This window comes from Nitrosomonas sp. (genome assembly GCA_031316255.1).
In the GTDB taxonomy this organism is placed as follows: Bacteria; Pseudomonadota; Gammaproteobacteria; order Burkholderiales; family Nitrosomonadaceae; genus Nitrosomonas.
Window position 1 is genome coordinate 1856163 of sequence record JALDQW010000001.1, and the last position, 23653, is coordinate 1879815.

The window sequence follows — 23653 nt, forward strand, 5'->3', positions numbered from 1 at the left end:
TGGATGCTTTTCTTCTTTTGTGCATCGTGCCAAAAACTTGAATGACTGGATTCGGGTGATTCTGACTTTGACATTGATTAACCCGGCATACATTGAAATAAGAAGTTTATTTGATGTTATTGCCGTAATTCAGTAAAATCCTGTCTTTTTAATCCCTTGTCTTACCATGCGTTTATGGAAGGCTTTACCCAAAAGGAATGGCAATAAGCAATTATGCGACATTATGAAATTGTATTTATAGTACACCCTGATCAGAGTGAACAGGTTCCTGCGATGATAGAACGTTATCGCACTATTGTGACTTCAAGAAAAGGTAATATCCACCGTCTTGAGGATTGGGGCAGGCGGCAACTCGCTTATCTTGTCCAGAAAGTACATAAAGCGCATTATGTTTTGATGAACATCGAATGCGACCAGGAAACACTCGATGAACTCGATTATGCATTTAAATTTAGTGATGCTATTTTACGTCACTTAACGATCAGAATGGATGGCCCGGTAACAGAGCCTTCGCCGATGATGCATCAGAAAGACAGAGACGAACCGGATGCGGGCCCGGCCGATGACACGGAAAAGAGTGAGGCCTCTGCTGAGAAGAATGTTGAAGCATCTGAAGCAGACCCGGATTCGGGGGAATCAGAAGAAACCGGTGAAGCCGAAGTGTCTGAGGTGACCAGTAGCACGGCGACATAAGTTCAAGTGGAATGTAACCAGACGGTTATTTGTGGTGAAATAATTCGGCTCGGCGTTTTACGTTATACCCCTGCAGGTATTCCAGTCGTGGATTTTGTGGTGAAACATCAATCGCGTCAAATGGAATCCAATATCGTTAGGCAGGTAAATTGCGAAATGCAGACCGTAGCGTTGGGTGAAACGGCAAAAATCATTTCTGAAATGCGTTTGGCGAGTAACGTCAAGATAACCGGATTTCTCAACAGAAAAAGCCAAAACAACCCGCAACTGGTATTACATGTTGATAGCATAGTTAAAATTTAAAGAATACAGGAAAAGAGAATATGGCACGTATGTACAAGCGTAATGATGGTAAAGACAAGGAAAGAGAAAAAAGAATTAACCGTCCTTTATTCAAGCGTAAGAAATTTTGTCGTTTCACCGTTGAGGGCGTAAAAACAATCGATTATAAAGATATCGATGTTTTGAAGGATTTTATCAGCGAGAATGGAAAAATAATTCCTGCACGTATAACAGGCACAAAGGCGTTTTATCAACGGCAGCTCGGCACAGCCATTGAACGTGCCCGCTTTCTTGCGTTATTACCCTACACGGATCGTCACTAAGGAGCACATTTATGCAGGTTATTTTAATGGAAACAATTGCTAAGCTGGGGCGACTGGGTGAAATTGTCAATGTAAAAAGCGGTTTTGCCAGAAATTATCTGATTCCTCAGGGAAAAGCCCAACGTGCAACCGAGCAGACTATCGCGGAGTTTGAAACAAAGCGTGCAGAGCTTGAGAAAAAACAGTCGGACACGCAGGCAGCCGCACAGTCTTTAGCCGATAGATTGGAAGGACTGATGCTGCAAATTTCACAAAAAACAAGTAGCGATGGCAAGTTGTTCGGTTCAGTAACAAACGCGAATATTGCCGATGCCTTGAATGAGCAGGGGTTTGAGATAGAAAAATCCATGATTCGCATGCCCCATGGCCAGTTAAAGCAGGTAGGCGATTATCCGATTAACGTTGCGCTGTATGGCGATATCTCCGCGCAGATCACAGTTTCAGTACTGGGAGAAACGGCGATTTAAGCCCTCATGAAAGCTTAAACAAAAAAGGACTCTATACGAGTCCTTTTTTTATTTCCATCATCCGGAAAGTTTGCACTGGGTGCAAACTCAAATATCAAGGACCTGGCAAACAACTCATTGATTGGTAATACGGCCAGATTGACAACTGCGCCATAAATTGTTTGGCTGTGCTGTGTTAAACATTCAAGTGAGCCGATGACTTTATAGCCAACGCCAGTTGATATAAGGCATTCTTGTTTTCACCTGAAATTTCGGCGGTGAGTTTGACGGCCTGTTTGAGTGGCAGTTCGGTCATCAGTAGTTTGAGTGTTTTTTGAGCTTGATCGCTGATTGCGGATTTTTCTTGATCTTGTCTGCCGCTGACCAGTAAAACAAATTCACCTTTCTGTCGGTGAGAGTCGGCTTTTATCCATGCGGCTGCTTTACCCAAAGTGCAGGTATGAATGGTTTCAAATAATTTGGTCAGTTCGCGTGCGAGGGTTAACTGGCGTTGCGCACCGAGCAGGGTTGTCATGTCGTTCAGACTTTCAAGAACACGATGCGGCGCTTCGTAAAAAATCAGTGTGTACGGTAATGCTGCCAGGGATGCAAGTTCGCGCTGGCGCGGACCGGATTTGGCCGGTAAAAAACCATAAAACAGAAAATGCGGATTTGAAATGCCTGCGGCAGACAGTGCACTGATGGCTGCATTAGCGCCTGGAACCGGTATAACCGTAAATCCATGTTCTCGTACATGCTGGACAAGAATTGCGCCAGGATCGGATATCGCGGGCGTACCTGCATCGGTGATCAACGCGACAGACTTTCCTTCAGCCAGAAAAGCGAGTATTTTATTCGCACTGGTTTTTTCGTTGTGTTGATGCAACGCAATCAGCCTGGTATTTTTAACCGCAATTGCATGATGGGACAGTAAGTGTCTGGAGGTTTGCACATGCTCGGCCGCGATCATGTCGACCTGTGCCAGTACGTTTAGTGCGCGCAGGCTGATGTCATTAAGGTTTCCTATTGGCGTGGCAACCACATATAATGCACTTTTCAACGGCATAGATTTTTACAATGCAACGTTTTTATATCGTTATTTGGGTAATTGTCGTAACACTATACGGCAACATATCCGCTTTCGCTACACATCCCGATGGATATTATCCAGGTGCGGTAGCGCCACCGCCACCGCCTGTGTCCGCTTATGCGCCTGTTCCGCATATTGCACTCATGCTGCCATTGCAGTCTTCAGCTTTTGGTTCCGCGGCGGAAACTGTAAAAGAAGGTTTTGTAACCGCGGCAAAACGGGAGCCCGCGATACCCTTGACCATACGCGTTTATTCTACGACAGATGATCCGCTGGATATTCTGATTACCTATCATCAGGCGCTGGACGCGGGTGCTGTACTAATCGTCGGTCCGTTGACACGTAATGGCGTTACGGCATTGGCCTCGAGCCATGTTGTTGAAGTGCCGACTCTGGCCTTGAATACCACGGATATGAACATGATGTTGCCTTCGAATTTATATTTGTTCGGCCTGCAGATGGAATCCGAGGCGAATTATATTGCCGATATGGCCTTATCCACGCATAAAAACCATGCCATTATTATCAAGGATTCCAGCAGACTGTCGGTGCGTTTGCAAACCGCTTTTGCCGATCGCTGGTTGTCCGAATACGGTAATACTGCTGAATCGGTTGAATACGATGAACAGCAGGCCTTTTTTTCACGACTTCGCAAGTATACCGGTGGCGGACAGAATCTGGTTTTCCTGGCGCTGGATGCGGATAAAGTGCGCAGGATTCGTTCATATCTGAATCCAGTAACCCCGGTTTACGCGACTTCGCAGATTTTTGTTACAAACCAGGATCCGCTTTTTAACCATGACCTGAATGGTATTCAGTTTGTGGATATGCCCTGGCTGTTACAACCTGATCATCCGGCGGTGATGACGTATCGGGGTTCGGATAATATGGAAAACAGAGACAAGGACAGCGAGCGCCTTTATGCGCTGGGTATCGATGCATTCCGTTTAATGCGCCACATGCTGCAGGTACGGTCGCCCTATGATATTGAATTTGATGGCGTGACCGGTCATATCCGGTTTGCGGCGCCGGCGCATTTTATACGTAAACCGGTTGCCGCCGTTATTGACAAAGGCAAGGTGCAATTACTGGAAAAATCACAGTAGTGCTTGTCCATGAAAGGCAGCGATGCTGAACAGACGGCTTTGTCTTATTTGCTGGGTCAGGGACTTGAGCTGGTTGAGCGCAATTACCGTTGCCGTTTCGGGGAAATCGATCTCGTTATGTCCGAGGGTAAAACTCTGGTTTTTGTCGAAGTCAGGATGCGTGCCAGCGATGTATTCGGTGGTGCGGCAGCGAGTATAACCGTTGCAAAGCAGGAAAAACTGTTGCGCGCGGCGCGCCATTACTTGTCCGGATTAAGACACGAGCCTTGCTGCCGTTTTGATGCCGTGCTCATGACAGGCATTGATAATCCGAGAATTGAGTGGATCAGGAATGCTTTTGGTGAATAATATCAAAGGTGTATGCTGCGCCCACCGTCGACAGCGATAATCTGCCCGGTAATATATGGGGCATCGTTGATTAGAAATTGTACCGCTTTGGCAATATCTTCAGGTTCGCCCATTCGTTTCAATAATGTTCCCTGAATGATTTTATTACGCGCGGCATCATCCGACCATTCGCGTTCTTCCGGCCATAATATCGGACCGGGCGATACACCGTTGACACGCACATCAGGCGCCATTTCCAGCGCCAAAGACTTGGTCAGCGCCAATAAACCGCCTTTGGCGGCATTATAGATAACAAAATTTTTCAATGGCCGTTCGGCATGAATATCCACAATATTGATCACACAGCCTTGCTGCGTTTTGAGATACGGCTCGGCTGTCTGCGCCAGAAATAGTGGCGCCATTAAATTACTGCCAATCAGATCGTTCCAGGCTTCAGTGGTGCATTGATTTAACGGCGTTGCAAAGAAACTGGATGCATTGTTAATCAGTACATCCAGCTGGCCGTAGCGTTTTACCGTTTTTTCGATGAGATCGGGCAGCAAATCGACATCCAGTAAATCGGCCTGCGCCAAAGCAGCCGAACCGGGTCGTTTCTGATTGAGTTCGTTTTGCAGTGCACGCGCCTCTTCCATTGAACTGCGGTAGTGGATGACAATCTGCGCACCATGCGCATGCAGTCGTCGGCAGATGGCCGCGCCCACGCGTTTTGCCCCGCCTGTAACCAGAACTACTTTTCCTTGCACTGTTTATCTCCCGTAAAATACTATTGGGTGTTTCTAAAATCCATGTTTTGTGTGCATCCGCAAAGCGGACTACTTGCTTACTCCGTTCTGTTACAATGCGTGATTGTTCACAAAAAACGTTTGCTTACATATCAATATCCTATGTTGCGCCAACTGCATCAATATTTTTTGTTCATGTCTTGTTTAAAACGCTGAATTTCTGAAGATGTCCTGTTGTTTATTGTCCAACCTGTTTAAAAAAACACACTGCCGACTTAAATTAATGCATCACACAATGTACCATAAAAATTATATTTAACATTCCCTAAGGCGTGTTAAAACACCCTACATTTTTGTCATGTCAACTTTTTCAAATCTATCCAGTTTGCCTGCTTGCAGTGAGATTGCCTTGGCGCACAGCAAAAAGCTTCAGACGCTTATTCGCAAAGAAATCGAATCGGCCGGCGGCTGGATTACATTTGAACGCTTTATGGATATCTCGCTGTATCAACCCGGGTTAGGGTATTACAACGGTGGAGCGACAAAACTGGGCGGCAGCGGTGATTTTGTGACTGCGCCGGAGATTTCTGCGTTATATGGCCGTACTTTGGCAAGACAGGTGCGACAAATTTCCGAACAGGTTGCCGGACAGATTGGCGATGCGGATGTACTTGAGCTGGGTGCCGGTTCCGGGAAACTGGCATATGACGTGTTGCTGGAACTCGAGCAATTGGCTTGCCTACCGAAACATTATTATATTCTTGAGGTCAGTGCAGAGCTGCGTGAACGGCAACAAAAACTGTTGGCCGGGAAAATTCCTCACTTGATGCCGCGTCTGGTCTGGCTTGAACAATTGCCTGAGCAATTTTGTGGAACGATACTGGCGAATGAAGTACTTGATGCAATGCCGGTTCATCTGGTTGAATGGCGCGGCAATGAACTGTTTGAGCGGGGCATCGTCTGGAAAAATGATGCGCATGACGGTCAATTTGCCTGGGAGAACCGGCCTATTGAAAACGCGGTACTCAGATCAGTTGCTGAAAAATTGTCTGTTCTGATGAATCCTGATCAGGATGAAGACTTTAGCTATACCAGTGAAATTAATCTGAATGCCAGATACTTCATGCATACGCTGGCCCAAATATTAAAGCAAGGCGTAGCGATACTGATCGATTACGGATTCGGGAGTGGTGAATACTACCATCCGCAGCGCAGCCAGGGAACGTTGATGTGCCATTACCGTCATCATGCGCATGATGATCCTTTTTTTCTGCCAGGGTTGCAGGATATAACCAGTCATGTCGATTTCAGCGCACTGGTTGAAGCTTCTGAGGAAACAGATCTGGTATTGATGGGTTATACCACGCAGGCGCATTTTTTATTGAATTGCGGAATAACCGATATCCTGGCGCAAATGCCGGCGGAGGATGTGCAAAATTACCTGCCTATGGCAAATCAACTGCAGAAGCTGGTGAGTCCGGCCGAAATGGGTGAATTATTCAAGGTCATTGCTTTTGGAAAAAACATTGCGTTGCCGCTGGCTGGATTTGTCGGCGGGGATAAAAGCAGAATGTTATAAGCGCTACTATTTGTCATTCTCTTGGCTACAGGCGGCAGCAATCGCTTGCAGCGCTTGATCGTCCAGCCTCGTTTGAGCCACTTCAAAGAGTTCGCGTTCTTCAAAACGGATATGTTGTTCCAGTAATTCGCCCAATTGTTTCAAGTGAGCCGTATTGCATATATCAACTGAAGAGAACAACTGGCGCAACGCCTCGTGTTCACGATAGAGCCGGTTTATCAGTTGATCGATATCCGGATCGTTTAGTGTATTCAATGCCGCTGCGATACAGGATTCCTCGATTTCAAAATGGGATATCAGAACTGTTTCTGCGTGCGACCGCAATTCCATCCGGATTTCTTGGAGTTCGTTCGGCTGAAGACCGGCAGTTCCGACCATTTTGGCTTTGCGTGCCAATACCAGACCATGATGGTGATCAATCGACAGGGCTTTTAATGCGGCAATTCTTTTCAAAAATTTTTACCAAAAGAATACAAACGAACCATTACTTTGCTATTTTATCTAAACGGTGATATTTAAACCTAGAATTCTCAGTTGAACGTACTCGAGTGTTTGATTTTCAGGTCGGCTGGCAAGGCGTGAAGAGGCGCATGGTCACGCCATGCAACGATGAACAACGCTGCTAGATGGTCTGAAAACCATATAATCGGGTACGTAGCGATTTCACCCATCTGGTGAATAAAGCTAACAGTATAAAGTAAAGCCAATATACACGAGGCATTTAAAGTATTGAATAGCGATCAACTGAGGAATCTAGGTTAAAGTATAGAACACGCAAATTCTGCTCACTGGATGGAGGAGAGCGCCAATCCATGTTTCATGATCGAGACGATGCCGCCAGGCAACTGGCAGAGCAATTATTGTCGTATCGGGGGAGAAATCCGCTGATTCTGGCGATACCGCGTGGTGCGGTGCCGATGGCGAAAATTATCTCCGAAAAACTGCAGGGTGATATGGATGTTGTACTTGTCCGTAAACTGGGCGCACCCGGTAATCCGGAATTCGCGATCGGTGCTATCGATGAAACGGGTTGGACTTATTTGACCCAGGAAGCCGAGCGGATTGATAATGATCCACACTATATCGAGACCGAGAAACAGAAGCAGCTCGAGGTGATGCAATTAAGGCGGAAAATGTATACACCGGTTAGACCGCCGTGCGATCCCGCAGGACGTGTAGTCATTGTAGTGGATGATGGTCTGGCGACAGGTTCGACCATGATTGCTGCATTGCATGCTCTGCGTGCCAGAAATCCGCAGAAGTTAATCTGTGCTGTACCTGTGGCGCCACCTGAGACGCTAAATAAAGTGGCACCTTTAGCGGATGAAATTGTTTGCCTTGAATCCCCGGCTTTTTTTTATGCGGTTGGGCAGTTTTATCAGACATTCCAGCAAGTCAGTGATGAAGAAGTTATCGCAATCTTGGAGAAATAGCATTATTGGCAAGTCTGCCCGGTATAAAATAGCATACCAATGAATTGATAATTTAAAGGAGTTGTAATCCATGAATATCCGAATAATCATTATTCTATTAATGCTCATGATGATAAGTGCCTGTGCGACATCTCCGATGGGAAGAAGTCAGCTTATTTTCATGCCGGACGACGAAGTTGATGCGATGGGGTTGCAGGCTTTTGATAATTTGAAGTCCGAAAAACCGATCAGCCGTAAGGCACAGGAAAATCAATTTGTACAGTGTATTGCCGATGCCATCACCCGTGAAACAGGCGGTGTTTGGGAAGTCATTGTTTTTGAGGATGAGACGCTGAATGCTTTTGCATTGCCGGGTAATAAAATTGGCGTGCATACAGGATTGGTGGATTTGGTCGATAATCAGGACCAACTTGCATCCGTCATCGGCCATGAAGTCGGACATGTACTGGCCAAACACAGCAATGAGCGCATGTCACAAAAATTAGGTGCGCAAGTAGGGGTGTCATTGATTGCGGCCATTGCAGCACCTCAAACTGCGCTTGGGCAAACGGCAGTTAGCCTGCTCGGAGTGGGTGCGCAATATGGCATCATTATGCCGTTTAGCCGCTTGCACGAAAGCGAAGCGGATAACATCGGCGTTGAATTGATGGCCAAAGCCGGGTTCAATCCAAAAGAAAGCATTACTTTATGGCAGAAAATGGCGCAGGCCAGTCAGGGCGCGCAACCGGTCGAATTTTTGTCCACACACCCATCGCATGCAACACGCATTGAAGATCTGCAAGCGTTAATGCCAAGGGCGTTAGGCCTGATGCAACAGGCGCATGCCGCCGGGAAGAAACCGCACTGTACGAAATAATAGTGCTGATAACGCGACTTATTCCGCAGGCGCGGGTTCGTCTGCAGAAAAATCCAGTTCAATTTTGGCGCCATCGGGATCGTGGAAAAATAGCTGCCAGACGCCAAGTGCTTTCATACGGTTCAGTTTGTACTGAATGCCCTGTTGTTTGAGTGTGTCAATGGTCGACTGTAAGTCGGTGGTGGTAAATGCCATATGGTCAATAACGCCCGGCGCACTCTCCGGCATTGGCCGCTCAGCCATGATATGTAGGATGGAATGGTCCTGGTTGTCCGTATATAGCCATGCGCCGGTGGATTCCATGGGCGGACGATAGCCTTCATGGAGTCCAAGTATCTGGATATAAAATGCTTTGGTCTTTTCCAGATCGCTGCTTAAAACCGTAAAATGATTCATGCCTTCTATTTTCATGCATTCCCCCGCTGTAAAAATTTACCCGGATATTGTAATACAGCGTTTGGCGTGCATGCCATACTTGAAACAAATCTGTTTCTTGTGCCTCATGGAAAGGTTTGGTTGCAGAAAAACAAAGCGGAGAAATCAGTTGCTTGAAGCACTTTAGTCGACAATCTGATTCTGCCTGGCAAGGAGAACTTTTTTCTTGTCAGCATTTTTGGCGGCTAATAATGCCTTATCGGCTTTTTTGAACAGATGGTCCTTGTGCTGCGTGAATGAGTAGATCAACGCCGGGGTTACGCCTTTGCTCATCAAATAATTCGAAGAAATAAGCTTCAGGGTCGCAGACGCTGATCAGTCGGGTTTGCGGAGCAATATTGTGCTTTTAGTATGTCCGATTGGCGCCAGGGTAAAGGTTGAGGCGCGCCTTGTCTTGTTTAAAATTATGGGCATCTCTAAAAATTGATATTACAAGACAGGGTAATTCAGGAAGGGAAGCCATTTTTCATAGTTAGTGTATAATAACACATTGTTTATTATAGTTAATAGTCATATTCACTGATATAGGATTCCATCATGCAATTCAGTTTTTTTGACCTTGAAAATCGCTATGAACAGCTAAGCAAGCTAAGAGATCCGCTTGAAGAACTGAATCGCATGATCGACTGGAATTTATTCGCTGATCTTCTCAGGGAGACGACTACGAAGCCTAGGAAAAGCGCGGCTGGTCGCAAACCCTTTGATCGGGTGATGCTATTCAAGATGCTGGTATTGCAAAGAATGCATAATCTGTCGGATGACCAGTTGGAGTATCAAGTACGGGATCGATTGAGTTTCATGCGTTTTTTGGGGCTTGATTTGGCGGGGGTGGTACCGGATGCAAAAACGATGTGGGCGTTTCGGGAGGAGTTGAAGGAGAATCAACTGATTGAACGGCTATTTGCGAGATTTGCTGAATGTTTACGGGAGCTGGATGTTGAGCTGAAGTCAGGTCAGATCATTGATGCAACTTTTGTGACGGTTCCCAAGCAACGTAATACGCGTGAGGAGAACAAGATCATCAAGGAAGGTGCGATTCCGATTGAATGGGGGCAAAATCCTCACAAGCTGGCACAAAAAGACATTGATGCGCGTTGGACGAAGAAGAACAACGAATCGTTTTATGGTTACAAAGATCACGTGAATGTGGATCAGTGTACCAAGTTGATAACCCATGGGAATTTACATCAGCGGAAGTTCACGATAGCCAGGTTTTGGCAGAAGTGCTGCAATCCCCTAAAGAGGGAGGGACTGATGTTTACGCGGATTCAGCCTATCGCAGCGAAGCACAGGAAGAAATTCTGGCTACTTCTGGACACACGAGCCGCATTCACGAAAAAGGTGCTCGCAATCATCCACTCACGGACACGCAAAAGTTTGGCAACAAAAAGAAATCACAGGTGCGCGCACGGGTTGAACATGTATTTGGTTCGATGACGAATGAACTGGGTGGAATCACTATTCGTACCATAGGGCTTATGAGAGCAAAAGTACAAATAGGCTTGCTCAACCTCGTTTACAACATTAAGCGTGTGGTGACGTTGATTCGCAAAAGATGTTTCAGTTTCGACAGGGTTATTACGCCCAGAATTGCCTAAAATAGGAAAAACGAGAGGATAACAACCCAAAACGCCTTGAACTGAGCAATAATCAAATTCTTGAACAGAAAAATATCGGGAATCGAACTAATCGTTCCCCGGCTTGGAAAAATTCTCTTTATATAAGGTATTTTTAGAGATGCCCTTATGAATTATAGAGGCGCCGATAAATGGTTCCCGAAGGAACCATTTATCACGCTAACTGCAGAATCTGGATTAGAATTCCATGGATTTGACGATTCGTTCTATTTTTTGTATGAAATTTTTTATCACGCTATTATTTCTTCCGGTTACGCCAGTAGTGTAATCTGCTTCGATAGGGACAATAGTGATATAACCGTTTGCGTTGTTTGTCGTATCGGCATTCTTGATTTCGGCCAGATCAAGCGGAGCAAATCCAGTAATGCCGGCAGGAACAGCGGTGCCGATTTCTACGTTGGAACAATCATCGAAGCAACCAAAGGTGATAGAAATAGGCTGACCGCCGATTGTCAGAGTCCGGCCCTGGCGACTGACCATTACGCCGTTCACTGTTTCAAGCGCGGGATAGTTGATATTCAGGCCAATGCCTTGCGGCATCAGTTCAGTTCGATTTTTAGACAACTTTTCGATCAGGTCTGCAGTAAAACCTGCGACGCGATCGTAGTGAGCTGCATTGGCGTCATGGCATGTGGCGCTGTCATCATTACAGATGTTGTCTGTACTGATTGCCAAGCCAGGAATTTGTCCACCAGCAAGCGCACTGTTAATGGCAGCGAGCGCACCGCCAACGGTTCCGGAAATCTGAGCTGCGGCGCCCAGGTTCTGACCCGCATTGATACCCGAAACAATTAGGTCCGGTTCAACGCCGATCGCCTGCTGCACAATGCCGACACCAAGTGCTGCGGTAGTGGCTGGTTCAGCACCTTCCTGACCACCGGCCAGAGCAACCGAGTACTCGTGTGCGCCTTCATCAGCAGAGCCACGTTGTTTGATGACCTCCAGGGCGTTCGTATTGATTGCAGCGCTGCTCCCGCTTTGCTCATCAAGTGGTGCGACAAGGAATACATTATGATTACCAGCCACCAGTGCTGCTTTCATTGCTTGAATACCTATGGATGACCAGCCGTCATCGTTGGACAGGACGATATTCAGGGCGGTTGCCTGGTACGAACTGATCGCCAGCGCGGTAAATAACATGGATTTAATCAGTATGAGACGTGTTTTCATTGCATGGTTCTCCTTATCGGTCTTAATCGGGCGATAGAATAATCCAGTATTGTTACAAGGGAATTACACGTCTTATCCACTAAATTTAGATCTAATACGAGTTAAAAGTATTTCCGTCTTGTATTTTTTTCGGGATCGCAGATGATCGAATTGTGTTGATTGAGTCAATTTATGCGTATCGCATGGATGTTTTGAATAAAAGCAAATCTATACCATTCGAGTCATACTTCGATATACTCGAAACTGATAAGCACAAAAATGGAACAAGCCAGTTTATGATCAAGCCACTTGCAAAGAATCAACTCTATACAGCCTGCGATATCGATCAATTCGATTTCAAAACGACTGACCAGCTGGAAGATTTGAAGGAAATCATCGGTCAGGATCGCGCCTTGAAAGCGCTGCATCTTGGCGTGAATATTCAGCATGAGGGGTACAACCTGTTTGTGCTTGGCCCCACTGGCCTGGGTAAACATACTGTTGTGCGGGAATATCTGGAGGCGTTGTCCAAATCACGGGAAACACCGCCTGACTGGGTTTATGTGAATAATTTTGATAAACCGTCAGAGCCGATTGCAATCAGCCTGACCAGTGAACATGCTTCCATTTTTCGCGATGACATGCATCAACTGGTCGAAGATTTATGCAGCGCCATTCCAAGCGCGTTCGAAACCGATGAATACCATCTGAGACTGCAGGAAATCGATGACGACCTTAAGAAGACGATTGAGTCCGCTTTCGGCACGCTCAACGATGAAGCTGAAGCAAGCAATATGCGGCTGTTACGCACACCGCATGGTTTTGCTTTTGCGCCGGTGAAAAACAATGAAGTCATCAAACCCAAAGAGTTTGAAGCGCTGCCTGAAAAAGAACAGCGGCAGATCGAAGAAACAATCATCGTGCTTGAAGAGAAACTGACCGGTATTTTACGTATGCAGCCGCAGTGGCAGCGAGAAGCCCGGAACAAGATAAAGGAGCTTAATCGCGAGATTGTCATGTTTGCTTCCGGTCATTTGATCGATGAGTTGAAAAACAAATATCATTACCACGATGTCATTCAAGCCTACCTGGAAGCGGTGCAGCAGGATGTTATCAATAACCTGCAGAATTTCCGCCGTGAAGAAGAGCCGGCAGATCACATGCATGTGTCATTGATGAAAATGCCGGCTTTTCGCCGTTATGAAGTGAATATCATCGTTGATCATACCCAGCATGATGGTGGTGTGCCAGTTGTGTTTCTTGATCTGCCCAATTATGCGAATCTGATTGGCGCTGTTGAACACACTGTGAACATGGGTGCGCTGCAGACCGATTTTACATTGATTAAAGCAGGCGCCTTGCATCAGGCCAATGGGGGGTATCTGGTTATTGATGCGCTTAAATTATTGATGCAGCCTTATGCCTGGGAGGGGCTAAAGCGGGCGCTTTTTTCGCATCAGATTAAAATTCAATCACTGGGTCAGATTTATAGTGTCGTCAGTACAGTCAGTCTTGAACCGGAACCTATCCCTTTAAATATCAAGGTTGTTCTGATTGGCGACCGCATGCTTTATTATTTGCTGCATGCATATGATCCCGAATTTAAACAGTTATTCAAGATCGCGGCCGATTTTGACGACCGGATGCATCGCACGGCGGAAAACCAGCATGTGTATGCACAAATGATTGCCGGTTTGCTGCGTCGCAACGAACTGCGGCCTTTTGAGCGTTCTGCGGTGGCGCTTACTATAGAGCATGGTGCGCGGCTGGCGGGTGATGCGGAAAAGCTGTCGATCAATGTCATGGATATTTCCGATTTGTTACGTGAAGCGGATTATTATGCGGGCGAATCGAATCGGCCAGTCGTCCAGCGCGAGGATGTTCAACGTGCAATCGATGCCCAGATCTATCGTGGCGATCGCATACGGGAACTGCTGCAAGAAGCGATTAACCGCGGGATTCTGATGATCGATACCGATGGCGCCAAGGTGGGTCAAATAAACGGATTGGCCGTGATGCAGCTTGGCGATGTCAGTTTTGCGGTGCCTTCGCGTATTACCGCAACAGCGCGCCTCGGTAGTGGAAAAGTAATCGATATCGAACGAGAAACAAAACTTGGCGGTGCAATTCACTCTAAAGGGGTATTCATCCTTTCATCGTTTCTGGCCGAACGTTATGCCAGGGATAATCCCTTGTCACTTTCCGCCAGTCTGGTGTTTGAGCAATCTTATGGCAGAATCGAAGGCGACAGCGCCTCGATGGCGGAACTGTGCAGCCTGCTTTCAGCGTTGTCGGGTTTGCCCATTCGGCAGAGTCTGGCGATGACCGGTTCCGTTAACCAGCGTGGAGAAGCGCAGGCCATTGGCGGTGTGAACGAGAAAATTGAAGGGTTTTTCGATATCTGTAAGTTTCGGGGATTGACCGGAAACCAGGGTGTTCTGATACCGTTGAGTAATGTTAGGCACTTGATGCTGCGTGATGACGTCATCCAGGCCTGTGAAAACGGGCAGTTTGCAATCTATGCATACCGCGCAGTCGATGAGGCGATGGAAGTGTTAACGGATAATTCCGCGGGGCAGATTAATGCCAAGGTCAAGGCCCGGTTACGCGAACTGGAAAAAATACGTCAGAATGTTGCAAAAAACAATAGCTCACCATCCAACGGCGATGAAAAAGATTCAGATTAACCGAATTCTGGTCGCGCTGGATGCAAGTACTGCAAACCGGAATATTCTGCAGGCCGGCATTACCTTGGCTACCCGGTTTAATGCGCGGCTCAATGCCCTGTTTATAGAGGATATTGACCTGCTGCATTTGGCTGAATTGCCATTTGTCCGTGAAGTCGTCTATGGTTCGTCTTCCGGCCGCGCAATCGATGTTGCCGGAATGGAACGCTCAATTCAAACGCAGACGGCGCGTCTGCGTAAACTGGTTGAAGCAATTGCGCAACAGAATCAAATTGAAATTACTTTTGATGTGTTGCGCGGCAACGTCGCCAGTACCCTTTGCGATGCATCCCGTCAGGCAGATCTGCTTGTCATTGGAAAAAATACCCAATTAATGGAAAAGAGTCATAAAATCGGGAATATTACCCGGTCCATTTTATCAACTGCGCGTTGCAATCTGGTTGTATTGCAATATGGTGGCAATATCGAAAGGCCGGTCGTGGTGAATTTTACCGGCAGTGAGGCCAGCCAGCATGCGCTTTCGCTGGCAATTGAACTGGCGCATGAAGACCACAATCAATTAATTGTTTTGCTGCCCGCAGTTGAAGATTCCAAATATCGGCAGCTCAGCGAAACAGTCGGTGAGAGTGTCAATGATCAATCACTAAACGTCAGTCTGATCAGATTGACGAGCAATACAGCGGAACAAATTTTACAGGTTATCCACCAGTTTCAGGGAAGGATACTGCTGCTTGAAAGCGGTAGCACTTTTTTGCCGGCCGCACAAAAGCAGGCGCTGATTACCCAGGCCAATATTCCTGTTATTTTGCTGCATTGATCATCTGTCCGGTTTGAGTCTTCTGGACAGTTTATAGAACACTTAAACAGGTCTTTCTTTCGTGCTTATTTCAATACACTACTCAATTGCTTTAAATGCGCATCCATTCTGCGACGCATTTGTTCGCGACCGATAGGACGCCTGATGCTGCTGCCAAATCCTGTAATTTGGTCGGTAAATGTCTGATTGACATAAAAAACAATAGATCCGTCACGAAAGGGTAAACAGATAATTGTAAGCTGGTTGGAATTATAGGAATGTCCGACGAAAAACTGTCGGGAAAGAATAATTCCACCGCTATCCGCAGCCAGAATAATACGATGGACTAGATTGACAGTGGGGCGGCCATCCAATAAGCGATTAATCAGAAGAAACCGTTCGTCGGCGCCTGCCGGTAGCGAGGTTGGATAATTAAGCCAGAAATGAAAAAGTTTGGGATAATAATTAACCAGAATTTTGTTGTTTATGGCGGCTACCTGTAATTCTCTTGCCGGATCGGTTGTTTTGCCGGCGCCACGATCATAAGATGCAATACCTTGCAAGCCTTTTTGACGATAATCCAGCCATCGTTGCCACAATATTTTGCCGTATGTTTGGGATGCAAGTGGCGCCGGATTGACGTTAGTCGGATCAATAGATTGCAGCGTTTGAAATTCCTGAGCCGATAGATTAAATTGACTGCCCGGTTTTGCCACCAGAAAATTCGACGCCTCTCTGCTGCTCTCAAAGTTAAGCTTCTTGAAGGTATCCATCGTTGCACGCGATGGAATAAAATCCTGCATGGTCACTTCCGTTTCGATGGAAGCCATGCCATTATTTCTGATAAATTCAATTATTTTGTTTGGTGCGGCAGTAATATAAATGACGACTCCAGTGGCTAATTCCTTTTCGTGATTTTCCGCAACATTAAAATAAAGTGTTTTATCCTGGTCCAGACCGGCCAGATTCTGATTTTGAATTCCAAATTGCTGAATTAGGTCCTGTAAATCAGGGGCATTTTCAGCATGCGCGGAAAAGGCGCTGCTCAAAAACAAAATATAAATTGTTTTGCGCCATAAAAGGTGTTTCAGCCACAAGATGCCTGAAATGATACGACTGAGCCTGAACATAAAATCCTACTATTAAGTGCATAAACAAAGAAAATGTCACCTCATTTGCCTTCTATTATTCAGACTGTAATCTTGCATAAAGATGAGGGTTTTGCGAAATGAACTTTACTCAAAAAAAGTTTAAATATCCAGTGAAATTTGCTGATTATTTCTTGAATTTTCTACTGTAAAATCATTGAATGACTGTCAAATTGATAGCCAGCCCTGCAGTCGATACCAGGCCACCGCATCACGTGCTGCTTCACGGATAGGGCGATGGCGCAACCCTAATTCATTGATACTTATTGAGGAATCAAAGAACATGTTACGCCGGGTCAGACGTACGCCAGTTATTGTGGCCATAGGCATTTTGCCGCTGATATAATCAGCCCATAATTCACTGAACAAGGCCGCTGTTAAGGCAATCGGGTAGGGGACCTTCCAGCGTGGCAAGGGTTGACCCGTCTCTTTGCTCAGGATATTCAGCCATTCTGAGAGGAGGAGATTCTCTCCGCCTAAAATATAGCGAATTCCGGTTTTCCCTTTTGTCATCGCCAGCGTCATGCCGGTTGCCACATCTCTTGCATCGATTAGATTGAGTCGGCAATCCAGATAAGCGGGTAGATCGCCTCTGCAAAAAGCCACGGACATGCGGGTCGGGGGTGTCAGAGAGCGGTCTCCCGGCCCAACAGGCAAGGTCGGGCTTGCGACAATAATCGGAGCGCCTTCCTTCACCATACGAAAAACCGATTCTTCTGCATGAAATTTGCTCAGACAATAGGGGCCCAGCATGTCACTGGCTTTGAGGCGAAGATGCTCGGCGGCCACGCCATTGAATTCGCGGGATGCCAGAATACTTTCTGTGCTGGTGTACAAGAGCCGCTCGGCGCCATTATCAAGTGCTGCGCGCATCACATGAATGGTTCCCAGACGATTGATACTGTCGAATTCACGCCGGTTACGACGCCAAAGGTTGGGATCGGCGGCTAAATGATAAACATATTGGCAATTTCTAGTCGCTTTTTGCACTGCCTTCCTGTTGCGTATATCTGCGGATACCAGTTCAATGCATTCTAGCGGCAAATGGTCGACTTTGGCTTCCGGGCGTTCCAAAACCCGGACGGCGTGACCGGCATCAAGTAATTGTGTAACCAGATGGGAACCCAGGAAACCGGCGCCGCCGGTAACCAGTATCAATGTAGAACGCCTTGCGGTAAAGTGTCCGCGAGATACCGTAAATATTTTCGTTGTGGTTTTAAGCCATCACCGACAACTTTTTCCACGAGTGAGAGAATGGCGCGGTTTAATGGACAAGGGAAATCTCCAGCAAGGCGGATAAGATGGCCGGTATAGGCATCAATTTCGGTGCGCCCATGGTTGATCAGAAAATCGGGCGCCATGGAACAATAGGTGCCGCGCAGCGATGGACGAAAAAACATTGCCATCAAAGCCGGTAATCCCGGTGTGCGCAGAATTAATGAAACGGTGTCAGGGTGAAACGGTCCGATACGTGCAAGTGGAATTCTGGCATGACGCAGAATGGCGTAATTTTCAAGTAGCAGCGCAAAAAAAAGCGCTTTGGCAAGCCGGTCGGACAACAACTCGCCGTTATCAACGCCCGCCATTGCCGCTAGTGGAGAGATGGCTGCATTGTACATCAGCTTGGTCGCTTTATATGGCCGGATATCCTCCACACATTTAACGGTAAATAATCTGGCTGCACCCAGTGCTGACGCGAGTGATGCCATATTGCTGCGTTCGTTATCGGTGAGGGGTCTGCGGCTGCCGATATGCAAACTGCCTGGACGCGTTATACGTGTAACAGGACGGTCGCGTTGGCACTCCGATACAAAAGAAGCGATGCCTTCGCACGCGTGGTCGCGTTGTTCGAGTTCCGGATCAAAACCGTTTTGTATCGGTACCAGGAAGGTTGTATCCGGGAGACGGGAAATTACCGCCGGATTATCGTAAGTCTTGGTGCAAAGCAGAACAAAACCTTCCTCAGGCGCAATCCATTCATTATATGTTAGAAAGGGTATTCGCTGCGCTCCCAATCCTGTCACTGTGACGCCATTCTTTTGGCCCTCTGTCACCTTGCCGGGTTGCGTGTCTACCAGAACAACTGAATAATTTTTGCATGCCAGGCTCCAGGCCAGAACCGATCCGATACCGCCAGCTCCGAGAATATGAATGGGTTTGTTGTGTAAGTTAAGCATCTATACGTCCAATAAATTGATCTTGGTCAGCCGCGCACGGAATTCCGGAAAAACTATTGGAACTCAAACCAAAATCCAATTACCTCGGAGATATAGTCTCAGGCTATTATTTATCCTCAATGGGAGATTTGATGAATTGTATACTAGAATATAACAAAACAGAGAGATATTTTATGGTGCGCTTTCATTTGGCTTTCCATAATAATTATAAGTACTTACTGGTTTCAGGCTATGCCTGCCGGGACTGTCATTTTTTGACCGGCTTGAACGTATATCAAATGCACCAACAATGAAACGATACTGCCAATTAGTTTATTGATTAACCGAGGGAAAACGTATTGAAAACATTCCGTTGCCACTGTGGTAATAACCTGCATTTTGAAAATACCCAATGTTTCTCCTGTAATCGTAATGCGGGCTATTTGGCCGAAGAAATGCAATTAAGCGCTCTCGAACCATGTGCGGATGGCGGCTATTTGGCTTTATTCAATAACCAGCGCTATCGTCAATGTAAAAACTATTCCGATTACAATGTGTGCAATTGGATGGTGCCGATTCATGATAATCATGCTTTATGTCTTTCTTGCCGTCTGAATCATATTATTCCGAATCTCAATGAAGCACAGAACCTCACGCTTTGGTATCACGTTGAGCAGGCCAAGCGCCGCTTGTTGTACACATTGTACAGCCTGAATCTGCCGGTGGTGAGCCGGGAGCAAGACCCAGGCAAAGGCATAGGCTTTGAATTTTTGCAAGATGAAGCTGCGCAAGATGAATTCAGTAATGAACTGACGATCAGGCAGAGTATCGCAACCGGACATAACTCGGGCATGATTACCATTAATCTGCTGGAAGCAGAGCACGGCTCACGGCTGGAAATGCGTAATAAAATGAATGAACGATATCGCACGTTGCTTGGACATTTCCGGCACGAGTCGGGTCATTATTATTGGGACTGTTTGATTAACGGTACGGAAAAAATTAACAGTTTCCGCGCGTTATTTGGAGATGAGCGAATCGATTATCAGCAGGCTTTATGTACCTATTACGAACAGGGGCCACCTTCATTCTGGCATGATATATGGATAAGCGCCTACGCCAGTGCCCATGCCTGGGAAGACTGGGCTGAAACCTGGGCGCATTATCTGCATATGGTCGATACCGTGGAAACAGCGCATGATTTTGGATTCAGAATTCACGGTCACGATGTCTCGCCGCCGCCCACTGATAATAGCCAGATGGCAAACGGCTATGCTGCGCCAGCCTCGTTTGATGAACTGTTTGATGATTGGTGCAGGCTAACTGTGGCTTTAAATGCGCTTAACCGTAGTATGGGTATGGAGGATGCTTATCCATTTGTCATCTCCGATAGTTCATTAAACAAGCTTCGTTACGTCCATCAAATTGTGTCTGAAGTCAGTCATCCGACACGGTCTGTTTGACTTCCCAATCGAATCTCGGTAAACGGCTTAGGGCTCGATGCATGCCCGTATGCCATTGTTTCTGCATCGATTTGTACATCGGTGAGTTGAGTGTCAGTTTTTGGTGATAAGGTTTTTCAATACTGTCGCGGGTATGAATTGCCAACTCTATTGGCGGACCCACGGAAATGTTGCTGCGAATGGTGGATTCGAGAGATACCAGCGCGCAACGCGCAGCGTCTTCCAATGAAGTGGCGGGGGTGATGATTCGATCCAGAATGGGCTTGCCGTACTTGTTTTCGCCGATTTGCAAATACGGTGTTTCCGGTGAGGCGCTGATATAATTGCCCTGTGGATAGATAAGATAAATTTCCGGCGGTTGTCCTGCGATTTGTCCCCCCAGAATAAAACTGGCTTCAGCACCGCCGCTTTTTTCCAGCGCATCGGCATGTTGGCGCTGTTCTTCCTGGCTCAGTTGACCGACATAGTGAGCGACTTGATGCAAATACTTGCCTTTACGCAGATTCATTTTGATATCGGGTTCTGCAAGATCGGCCCGGATATTATTGATCACCGCTTGTGAAGTGGCCAGATTGCCGGCTGTCAACAAAATACAGATGCGCTCATCGGGCCAGACAAAGGTATGCATCTTGCTGTAAGTCGTTACATAATCAACGCCGGCGTTGGTTCTGGAATCGGAAGCGAACACCAAGCCTTTGTTAACACTAATAGCGAGACAGTAAGTCATATGATGGCTGCAAAAGGTAAGTAGCGTAAGTAGCGCAAGTAGCTAAACGCCTGTGGGAATAATTTTCCATGATAAAATCGAGCCATTATAGTGATTTGTGTTTAACTTTGAAATCAAGTTATAAAAATTTTGTCCCGAGAGCCAAGAAAGGAACGTCATGACTATTCGCTGGGGAAGCTATAAGGTAAAAAACCTTTATGACGAGCTGTTGCGCGCCAGCGGGCGTCCACGTCCGGCCGCACAGGCATTGTGCAATTATTTGCGATCCTTGAAGGATGTGGAAATTGAGGAATACAAGGTTGCTGCAGAATCGGCTATCCACGTCATGGGGATTACATTCACGGTTTATAGCGAGGAAGAAGGCTCTATCGATCGTGCCTGGCCTTTTGATATTATTCCGCGCATTATCGACAAAAAGGAATGGTTGACAGTAGAGGCGGGACTTAAGCAGCGCGTTCAAGCGCTCAATCTGTTTATTGATGACTTGTATCATGAACAGCGTATTGTCAAGGACGGTATTTTTCCGGCGGAGTTATTGGAAGACTCCAAAAACTTTCGCCCGGAATGTGTCGGAGTCAGCCCGCCGCTGGGAATCTGGGCGCATATTTGTGGTTCCGATCTGGTTCGCGATAAGGATGGCACATTTTATGTGCTGGAAGACAATTTGCGCGTGCCTTCGGGCGTTTCCTATATGCTCGAGAACCGGCTGGTGATGAAACGGTTGTTTTCTGAAATGTTTGAGCAGTACGCTATTCTGCCGGTTGACGATTATCCATCGCAACTGTACGACACACTGGCTGCTTTGTCGCCACGGCAGGGAGACCAGCCGGAAATCGTGGTATTGACGCCCGGTATTTATAACTCGGCCTATTTCGAACATGCTTATCTCGCGCAGCAGATGGGCGCCGAACTGGTTGAAGGCAGTGATCTTATCGTTGATAAAAACAATATCGTCTATATGCGCACGATTGAAGGACTGACGCGTGTCGATGTCATCTATCGCCGCATTGACGATTTGTTCCTGGATCCAGAGGCGTTTAACCCGGAATCCATGTTGGGTGTGCCTGGGTTGATGCGCGCCTGGAAATCGGGGAAAGTGGCGCTGGCCAACGCACCTGGTGCAGGGGTTGCGGATGATAAAGTGGTGTATGCTTTTGTTCCGGAAATTATCAAGTATTATCTTGACCAGGACGCCATCCTGCCCAATGTGCCAACCTATAAGTGTATCGACAAACAGGACCGTCAGTACGTGGTAGACCATATCCATGAGATGGTTGTGAAACCGGCCAATGAATCCGGCGGTTATGGCATGCTTATCGGGCCGCAGGCCAGCAAGGATGAGCGTGAAAAGTTTGTACGCCTGATCAGGCGCGATCCGCGTAATTATGTGGCGCAACCGATGCTGACGCTGTCCACTGCGCCGACCTTGATCGATAATCACGTTGAGCCGCGCCATCTGGATCTGCGCCCTTTCATTCTGAGTGGAGAACAAACCAATGTAACCACTGGTGGCTTGACGCGTGTGGCCTTGCGCAAAGGCTCCACGGTAGTTAATTCCTCGCAGGGTGGCGGCAGCAAGGATACCTGGATTGTGGACATGGAGGCGACATGAGCATGCTTTCGCGCGTTGCCAATCGGATTTACTGGATGGCCCGTTATCTGGAGCGAGCCGAGAATACGGCCCGTTTGATTAATGTCAATACGCATTTGCTGCTCGATTTGCCCAAAAAGATACGGTTGGGCTGGGAACCGATTCTGGATATAACGAGCCGGCGTGATTATTTTTATGATTTGTACGAAGAGGCGGATGAACGCAGTGTGATTCGTTTTATGGTATCGGATACCCGCAATCCGGATTCGATTCTCAGTTCGTTGAATTTGGCGCGCGAGAACACACGGACTATCCGTGACATTATCCCGCGCGAAGCGTGGGAACAGGTCAATTCACTACATCTGAATACCAAGTCCAATGCGCGAAGCGTGATGACACAACGTCATCGCTATGATTATTTGCGTTCCGTTATTTTAGGTGTGCAGACGATCAGCGGCATGCTGGCGGGTACTATGACGCATGATGAAGGCTATGATTTTCTGCGTATGGGTCGTAACCTCGAACGTGCGGACATGACCACGCGTATCATCGATGTGCGTTCTGCTACCCTGTTGCCGGACATGCCTGAAGATCTGACGCCATTCGAAAATTTACAGTGGGTGAGTGTGCTCAAGTCATTGACTGCCTACCAGATGTATCGCCGTGAAATGCGTCAGCGTATACGAAGAGCGGATGTTCTGAAATTCTTGTTGCAACAAGAAAATTTTCCACGGTCGTTTTATCATACCTTGTGCCAGGTAAGTGACTGCCTCAACAGTCTGCCCCGTAATGAGAAAGCGTTGCAGATACTGACAAAACTGCAAAAAAAATTGCTGCAAGCCAGGCTGCAGGAATTTGATCAGCAAAAGTTGCATGCGTTTATTGACGAACTTCAGCTTGGCGTAATTAAAATCAACGATTCAATCAGTAAGAATTATTTCTAATCCCGGTAACTTCCGTACTTAACGCTTAGGTTGGGTTGCACC

The 23653-nt window shown here is 46.9% G+C and carries 24 protein-coding genes and 1 pseudogene; 15 read left to right on the forward strand and 10 right to left on the reverse strand.

The genetic code is table 11. The features are described 5' to 3' along the window. Positions 1 to 213: 213 nt before the first annotated feature. The 4 genes from rpsF to rplI are packed head-to-tail and all read left to right on the forward strand — an operon-like array spanning position 214 to position 1765. Entirely contained in the window at positions 214 to 693 is a 480-nt protein-coding gene (gene rpsF, locus MRK00_08275) for a 30S ribosomal protein S6 (protein MDR4517368.1), read from the forward strand. Positions 694 to 699: 6 nt separating this feature from the next. Then, entirely contained in the window at positions 700 to 996 is a 297-nt protein-coding gene (gene priB / locus MRK00_08280; protein ID MDR4517369.1) for a primosomal replication protein N, read from the forward strand. A 29-nt stretch (positions 997 to 1025) separates the two neighbouring features. Beyond that, the gene (gene rpsR / locus MRK00_08285; GenBank protein ID MDR4517370.1) at positions 1026 to 1298 is read left to right on the forward strand and encodes a 30S ribosomal protein S18; all 273 of its coding nucleotides are present in this window, start codon (positions 1026 to 1028) and stop codon (positions 1296 to 1298) included. Positions 1299 to 1309: 11 nt separating this feature from the next. Beyond that, entirely contained in the window at positions 1310 to 1765 is a 456-nt protein-coding gene (rplI, locus tag MRK00_08290; GenBank protein ID MDR4517371.1) for a 50S ribosomal protein L9, read from the forward strand. A gap of 175 nt (positions 1766 to 1940) precedes the next feature. Here the strand turns inward: rplI and rsmI are convergent, their stop codons facing one another. Further along, positions 1941 to 2810: a 16S rRNA (cytidine(1402)-2'-O)-methyltransferase gene (rsmI, locus tag MRK00_08295; protein MDR4517372.1), complete on the reverse strand. Its 870-nt coding sequence runs from the start codon at positions 2808 to 2810 to the stop codon at positions 1941 to 1943. An 11-nt stretch (positions 2811 to 2821) separates the two neighbouring features. Here rsmI and MRK00_08300 point away from each other — a divergent pair, with 11 nt between their 5' ends. Together MRK00_08300 and MRK00_08305 are read left to right on the forward strand one after the other, a co-directional pair. Beyond that, complete coding sequence (locus tag MRK00_08300; protein ID MDR4517373.1) at positions 2822 to 3940, forward strand: penicillin-binding protein activator; 1119 nt, start codon at positions 2822 to 2824, stop codon at positions 3938 to 3940. Positions 3941 to 3949: 9 nt separating this feature from the next. Continuing rightward, positions 3950 to 4288, forward strand: a complete 339-nt coding sequence (locus tag MRK00_08305; GenBank protein MDR4517374.1) for a YraN family protein — start codon at positions 3950 to 3952, stop codon at positions 4286 to 4288. 2 nt (positions 4289 to 4290) lie between these two features. On the opposite strand, the gene MRK00_08310 is transcribed toward MRK00_08305, so the two are convergent. Further along, positions 4291 to 5031 carry a pteridine reductase gene (locus tag MRK00_08310; GenBank protein MDR4517375.1) on the reverse strand — a complete coding sequence of 247 codons (741 nt, stop codon included), beginning with the start codon at positions 5029 to 5031 and terminating at the stop codon, positions 4291 to 4293. Between the two features lie 337 nt (positions 5032 to 5368). Between MRK00_08310 and MRK00_08315 the strand changes: the two genes are divergently transcribed. Next, a complete protein-coding gene (locus MRK00_08315; GenBank protein MDR4517376.1) occupies positions 5369 to 6589 on the forward strand; it encodes an SAM-dependent methyltransferase in 1221 nt (406 codons plus the stop codon). A gap of 6 nt (positions 6590 to 6595) precedes the next feature. Here MRK00_08315 and MRK00_08320 read toward each other — a convergent pair whose 3' ends face one another. Continuing rightward, positions 6596 to 7042: a hemerythrin domain-containing protein gene (locus MRK00_08320; GenBank protein ID MDR4517377.1), complete on the reverse strand. Its 447-nt coding sequence runs from the start codon at positions 7040 to 7042 to the stop codon at positions 6596 to 6598. A gap of 359 nt (positions 7043 to 7401) precedes the next feature. On the opposite strand from MRK00_08320, the gene MRK00_08325 reads away from it, so the two are divergent. Together MRK00_08325 and MRK00_08330 are read left to right on the forward strand one after the other, a co-directional pair. Further along, positions 7402 to 8022, forward strand: coding sequence for a phosphoribosyltransferase (locus MRK00_08325; protein MDR4517378.1), 621 nt, complete (start codon positions 7402 to 7404; stop codon positions 8020 to 8022). A 70-nt stretch (positions 8023 to 8092) separates the two neighbouring features. Next, on the forward strand, positions 8093 to 8878 hold the full coding sequence (locus MRK00_08330) for a M48 family metallopeptidase (GenBank protein ID MDR4517379.1): 786 nt from the start codon (positions 8093 to 8095) through the stop codon (positions 8876 to 8878). 18 nt (positions 8879 to 8896) lie between these two features. On the opposite strand, the gene MRK00_08335 is transcribed toward MRK00_08330, so the two are convergent. After that, positions 8897 to 9289: a VOC family protein gene (locus MRK00_08335; GenBank protein ID MDR4517380.1), complete on the reverse strand. Its 393-nt coding sequence runs from the start codon at positions 9287 to 9289 to the stop codon at positions 8897 to 8899. 147 nt (positions 9290 to 9436) lie between these two features. Next, positions 9437 to 9586, reverse strand: coding sequence for a hypothetical protein (locus MRK00_08340; GenBank protein ID MDR4517381.1), 150 nt, complete (start codon positions 9584 to 9586; stop codon positions 9437 to 9439). Positions 9587 to 9847: 261 nt separating this feature from the next. On the opposite strand from MRK00_08340, the pseudogene MRK00_08345 reads away from it, so the two are divergent. After that, positions 9848 to 10911, forward strand: a pseudogene (locus MRK00_08345) (IS5 family transposase). A gap of 216 nt (positions 10912 to 11127) precedes the next feature. On the opposite strand, the gene MRK00_08350 reads toward MRK00_08345, so the two are convergent. Further along, positions 11128 to 12120, reverse strand: a complete 993-nt coding sequence (locus tag MRK00_08350; protein ID MDR4517382.1) for a 5'/3'-nucleotidase SurE — start codon at positions 12118 to 12120, stop codon at positions 11128 to 11130. 275 nt (positions 12121 to 12395) lie between these two features. Between MRK00_08350 and MRK00_08355 the strand changes: the two genes are divergently transcribed. Both MRK00_08355 and MRK00_08360 read left to right on the forward strand, forming a co-directional pair. Next, positions 12396 to 14786, forward strand: a complete 2391-nt coding sequence (locus MRK00_08355; protein ID MDR4517383.1) for an AAA family ATPase — start codon at positions 12396 to 12398, stop codon at positions 14784 to 14786. After that, entirely contained in the window at positions 14767 to 15603 is an 837-nt protein-coding gene (locus tag MRK00_08360) for a universal stress protein (protein MDR4517384.1), read from the forward strand. Before MRK00_08355 ends, MRK00_08360 begins: the two co-directional genes overlap by 20 nt. Before the next feature lie 65 nt (positions 15604 to 15668). Here the strand turns inward: MRK00_08360 and MRK00_08365 are convergent, their stop codons facing one another. The 3 genes from MRK00_08365 to MRK00_08375 form a co-directional block, all read right to left on the reverse strand. Then, complete coding sequence (locus MRK00_08365) at positions 15669 to 16712, reverse strand: hypothetical protein (protein ID MDR4517385.1); 1044 nt, start codon at positions 16710 to 16712, stop codon at positions 15669 to 15671. 186 nt (positions 16713 to 16898) lie between these two features. Then, complete coding sequence (locus MRK00_08370) at positions 16899 to 17888, reverse strand: NAD-dependent epimerase/dehydratase family protein (GenBank protein ID MDR4517386.1); 990 nt, start codon at positions 17886 to 17888, stop codon at positions 16899 to 16901. After that, entirely contained in the window at positions 17885 to 18907 is a 1023-nt protein-coding gene (locus MRK00_08375; protein ID MDR4517387.1) for a ketopantoate reductase family protein, read from the reverse strand. Before MRK00_08375 ends, MRK00_08370 begins: the two co-directional genes overlap by 4 nt. 338 nt (positions 18908 to 19245) lie before the next feature. Between MRK00_08375 and MRK00_08380 the strand changes: the two genes are divergently transcribed. Next, on the forward strand, positions 19246 to 20349 hold the full coding sequence (locus tag MRK00_08380) for a putative zinc-binding peptidase (protein MDR4517388.1): 1104 nt from the start codon (positions 19246 to 19248) through the stop codon (positions 20347 to 20349). On the opposite strand, the gene MRK00_08385 is transcribed toward MRK00_08380, so the two are convergent. Continuing rightward, complete coding sequence (locus tag MRK00_08385; protein ID MDR4517389.1) at positions 20324 to 21076, reverse strand: peptidase; 753 nt, start codon at positions 21074 to 21076, stop codon at positions 20324 to 20326. The two genes, MRK00_08380 and MRK00_08385, sit on opposite strands and share 26 nt — an antisense overlap. A 157-nt stretch (positions 21077 to 21233) precedes the next feature. Between MRK00_08385 and MRK00_08390 the strand changes: the two genes are divergently transcribed. Beyond that, positions 21234 to 22688, forward strand: a complete 1455-nt coding sequence (locus tag MRK00_08390) for a circularly permuted type 2 ATP-grasp protein (protein ID MDR4517390.1) — start codon at positions 21234 to 21236, stop codon at positions 22686 to 22688. Continuing rightward, complete coding sequence (locus MRK00_08395; GenBank protein ID MDR4517391.1) at positions 22685 to 23611, forward strand: alpha-E domain-containing protein; 927 nt, start codon at positions 22685 to 22687, stop codon at positions 23609 to 23611. Before MRK00_08390 ends, MRK00_08395 begins: the two co-directional genes overlap by 4 nt. The last annotated feature ends 42 nt before the right edge of the window (positions 23612 to 23653 follow it).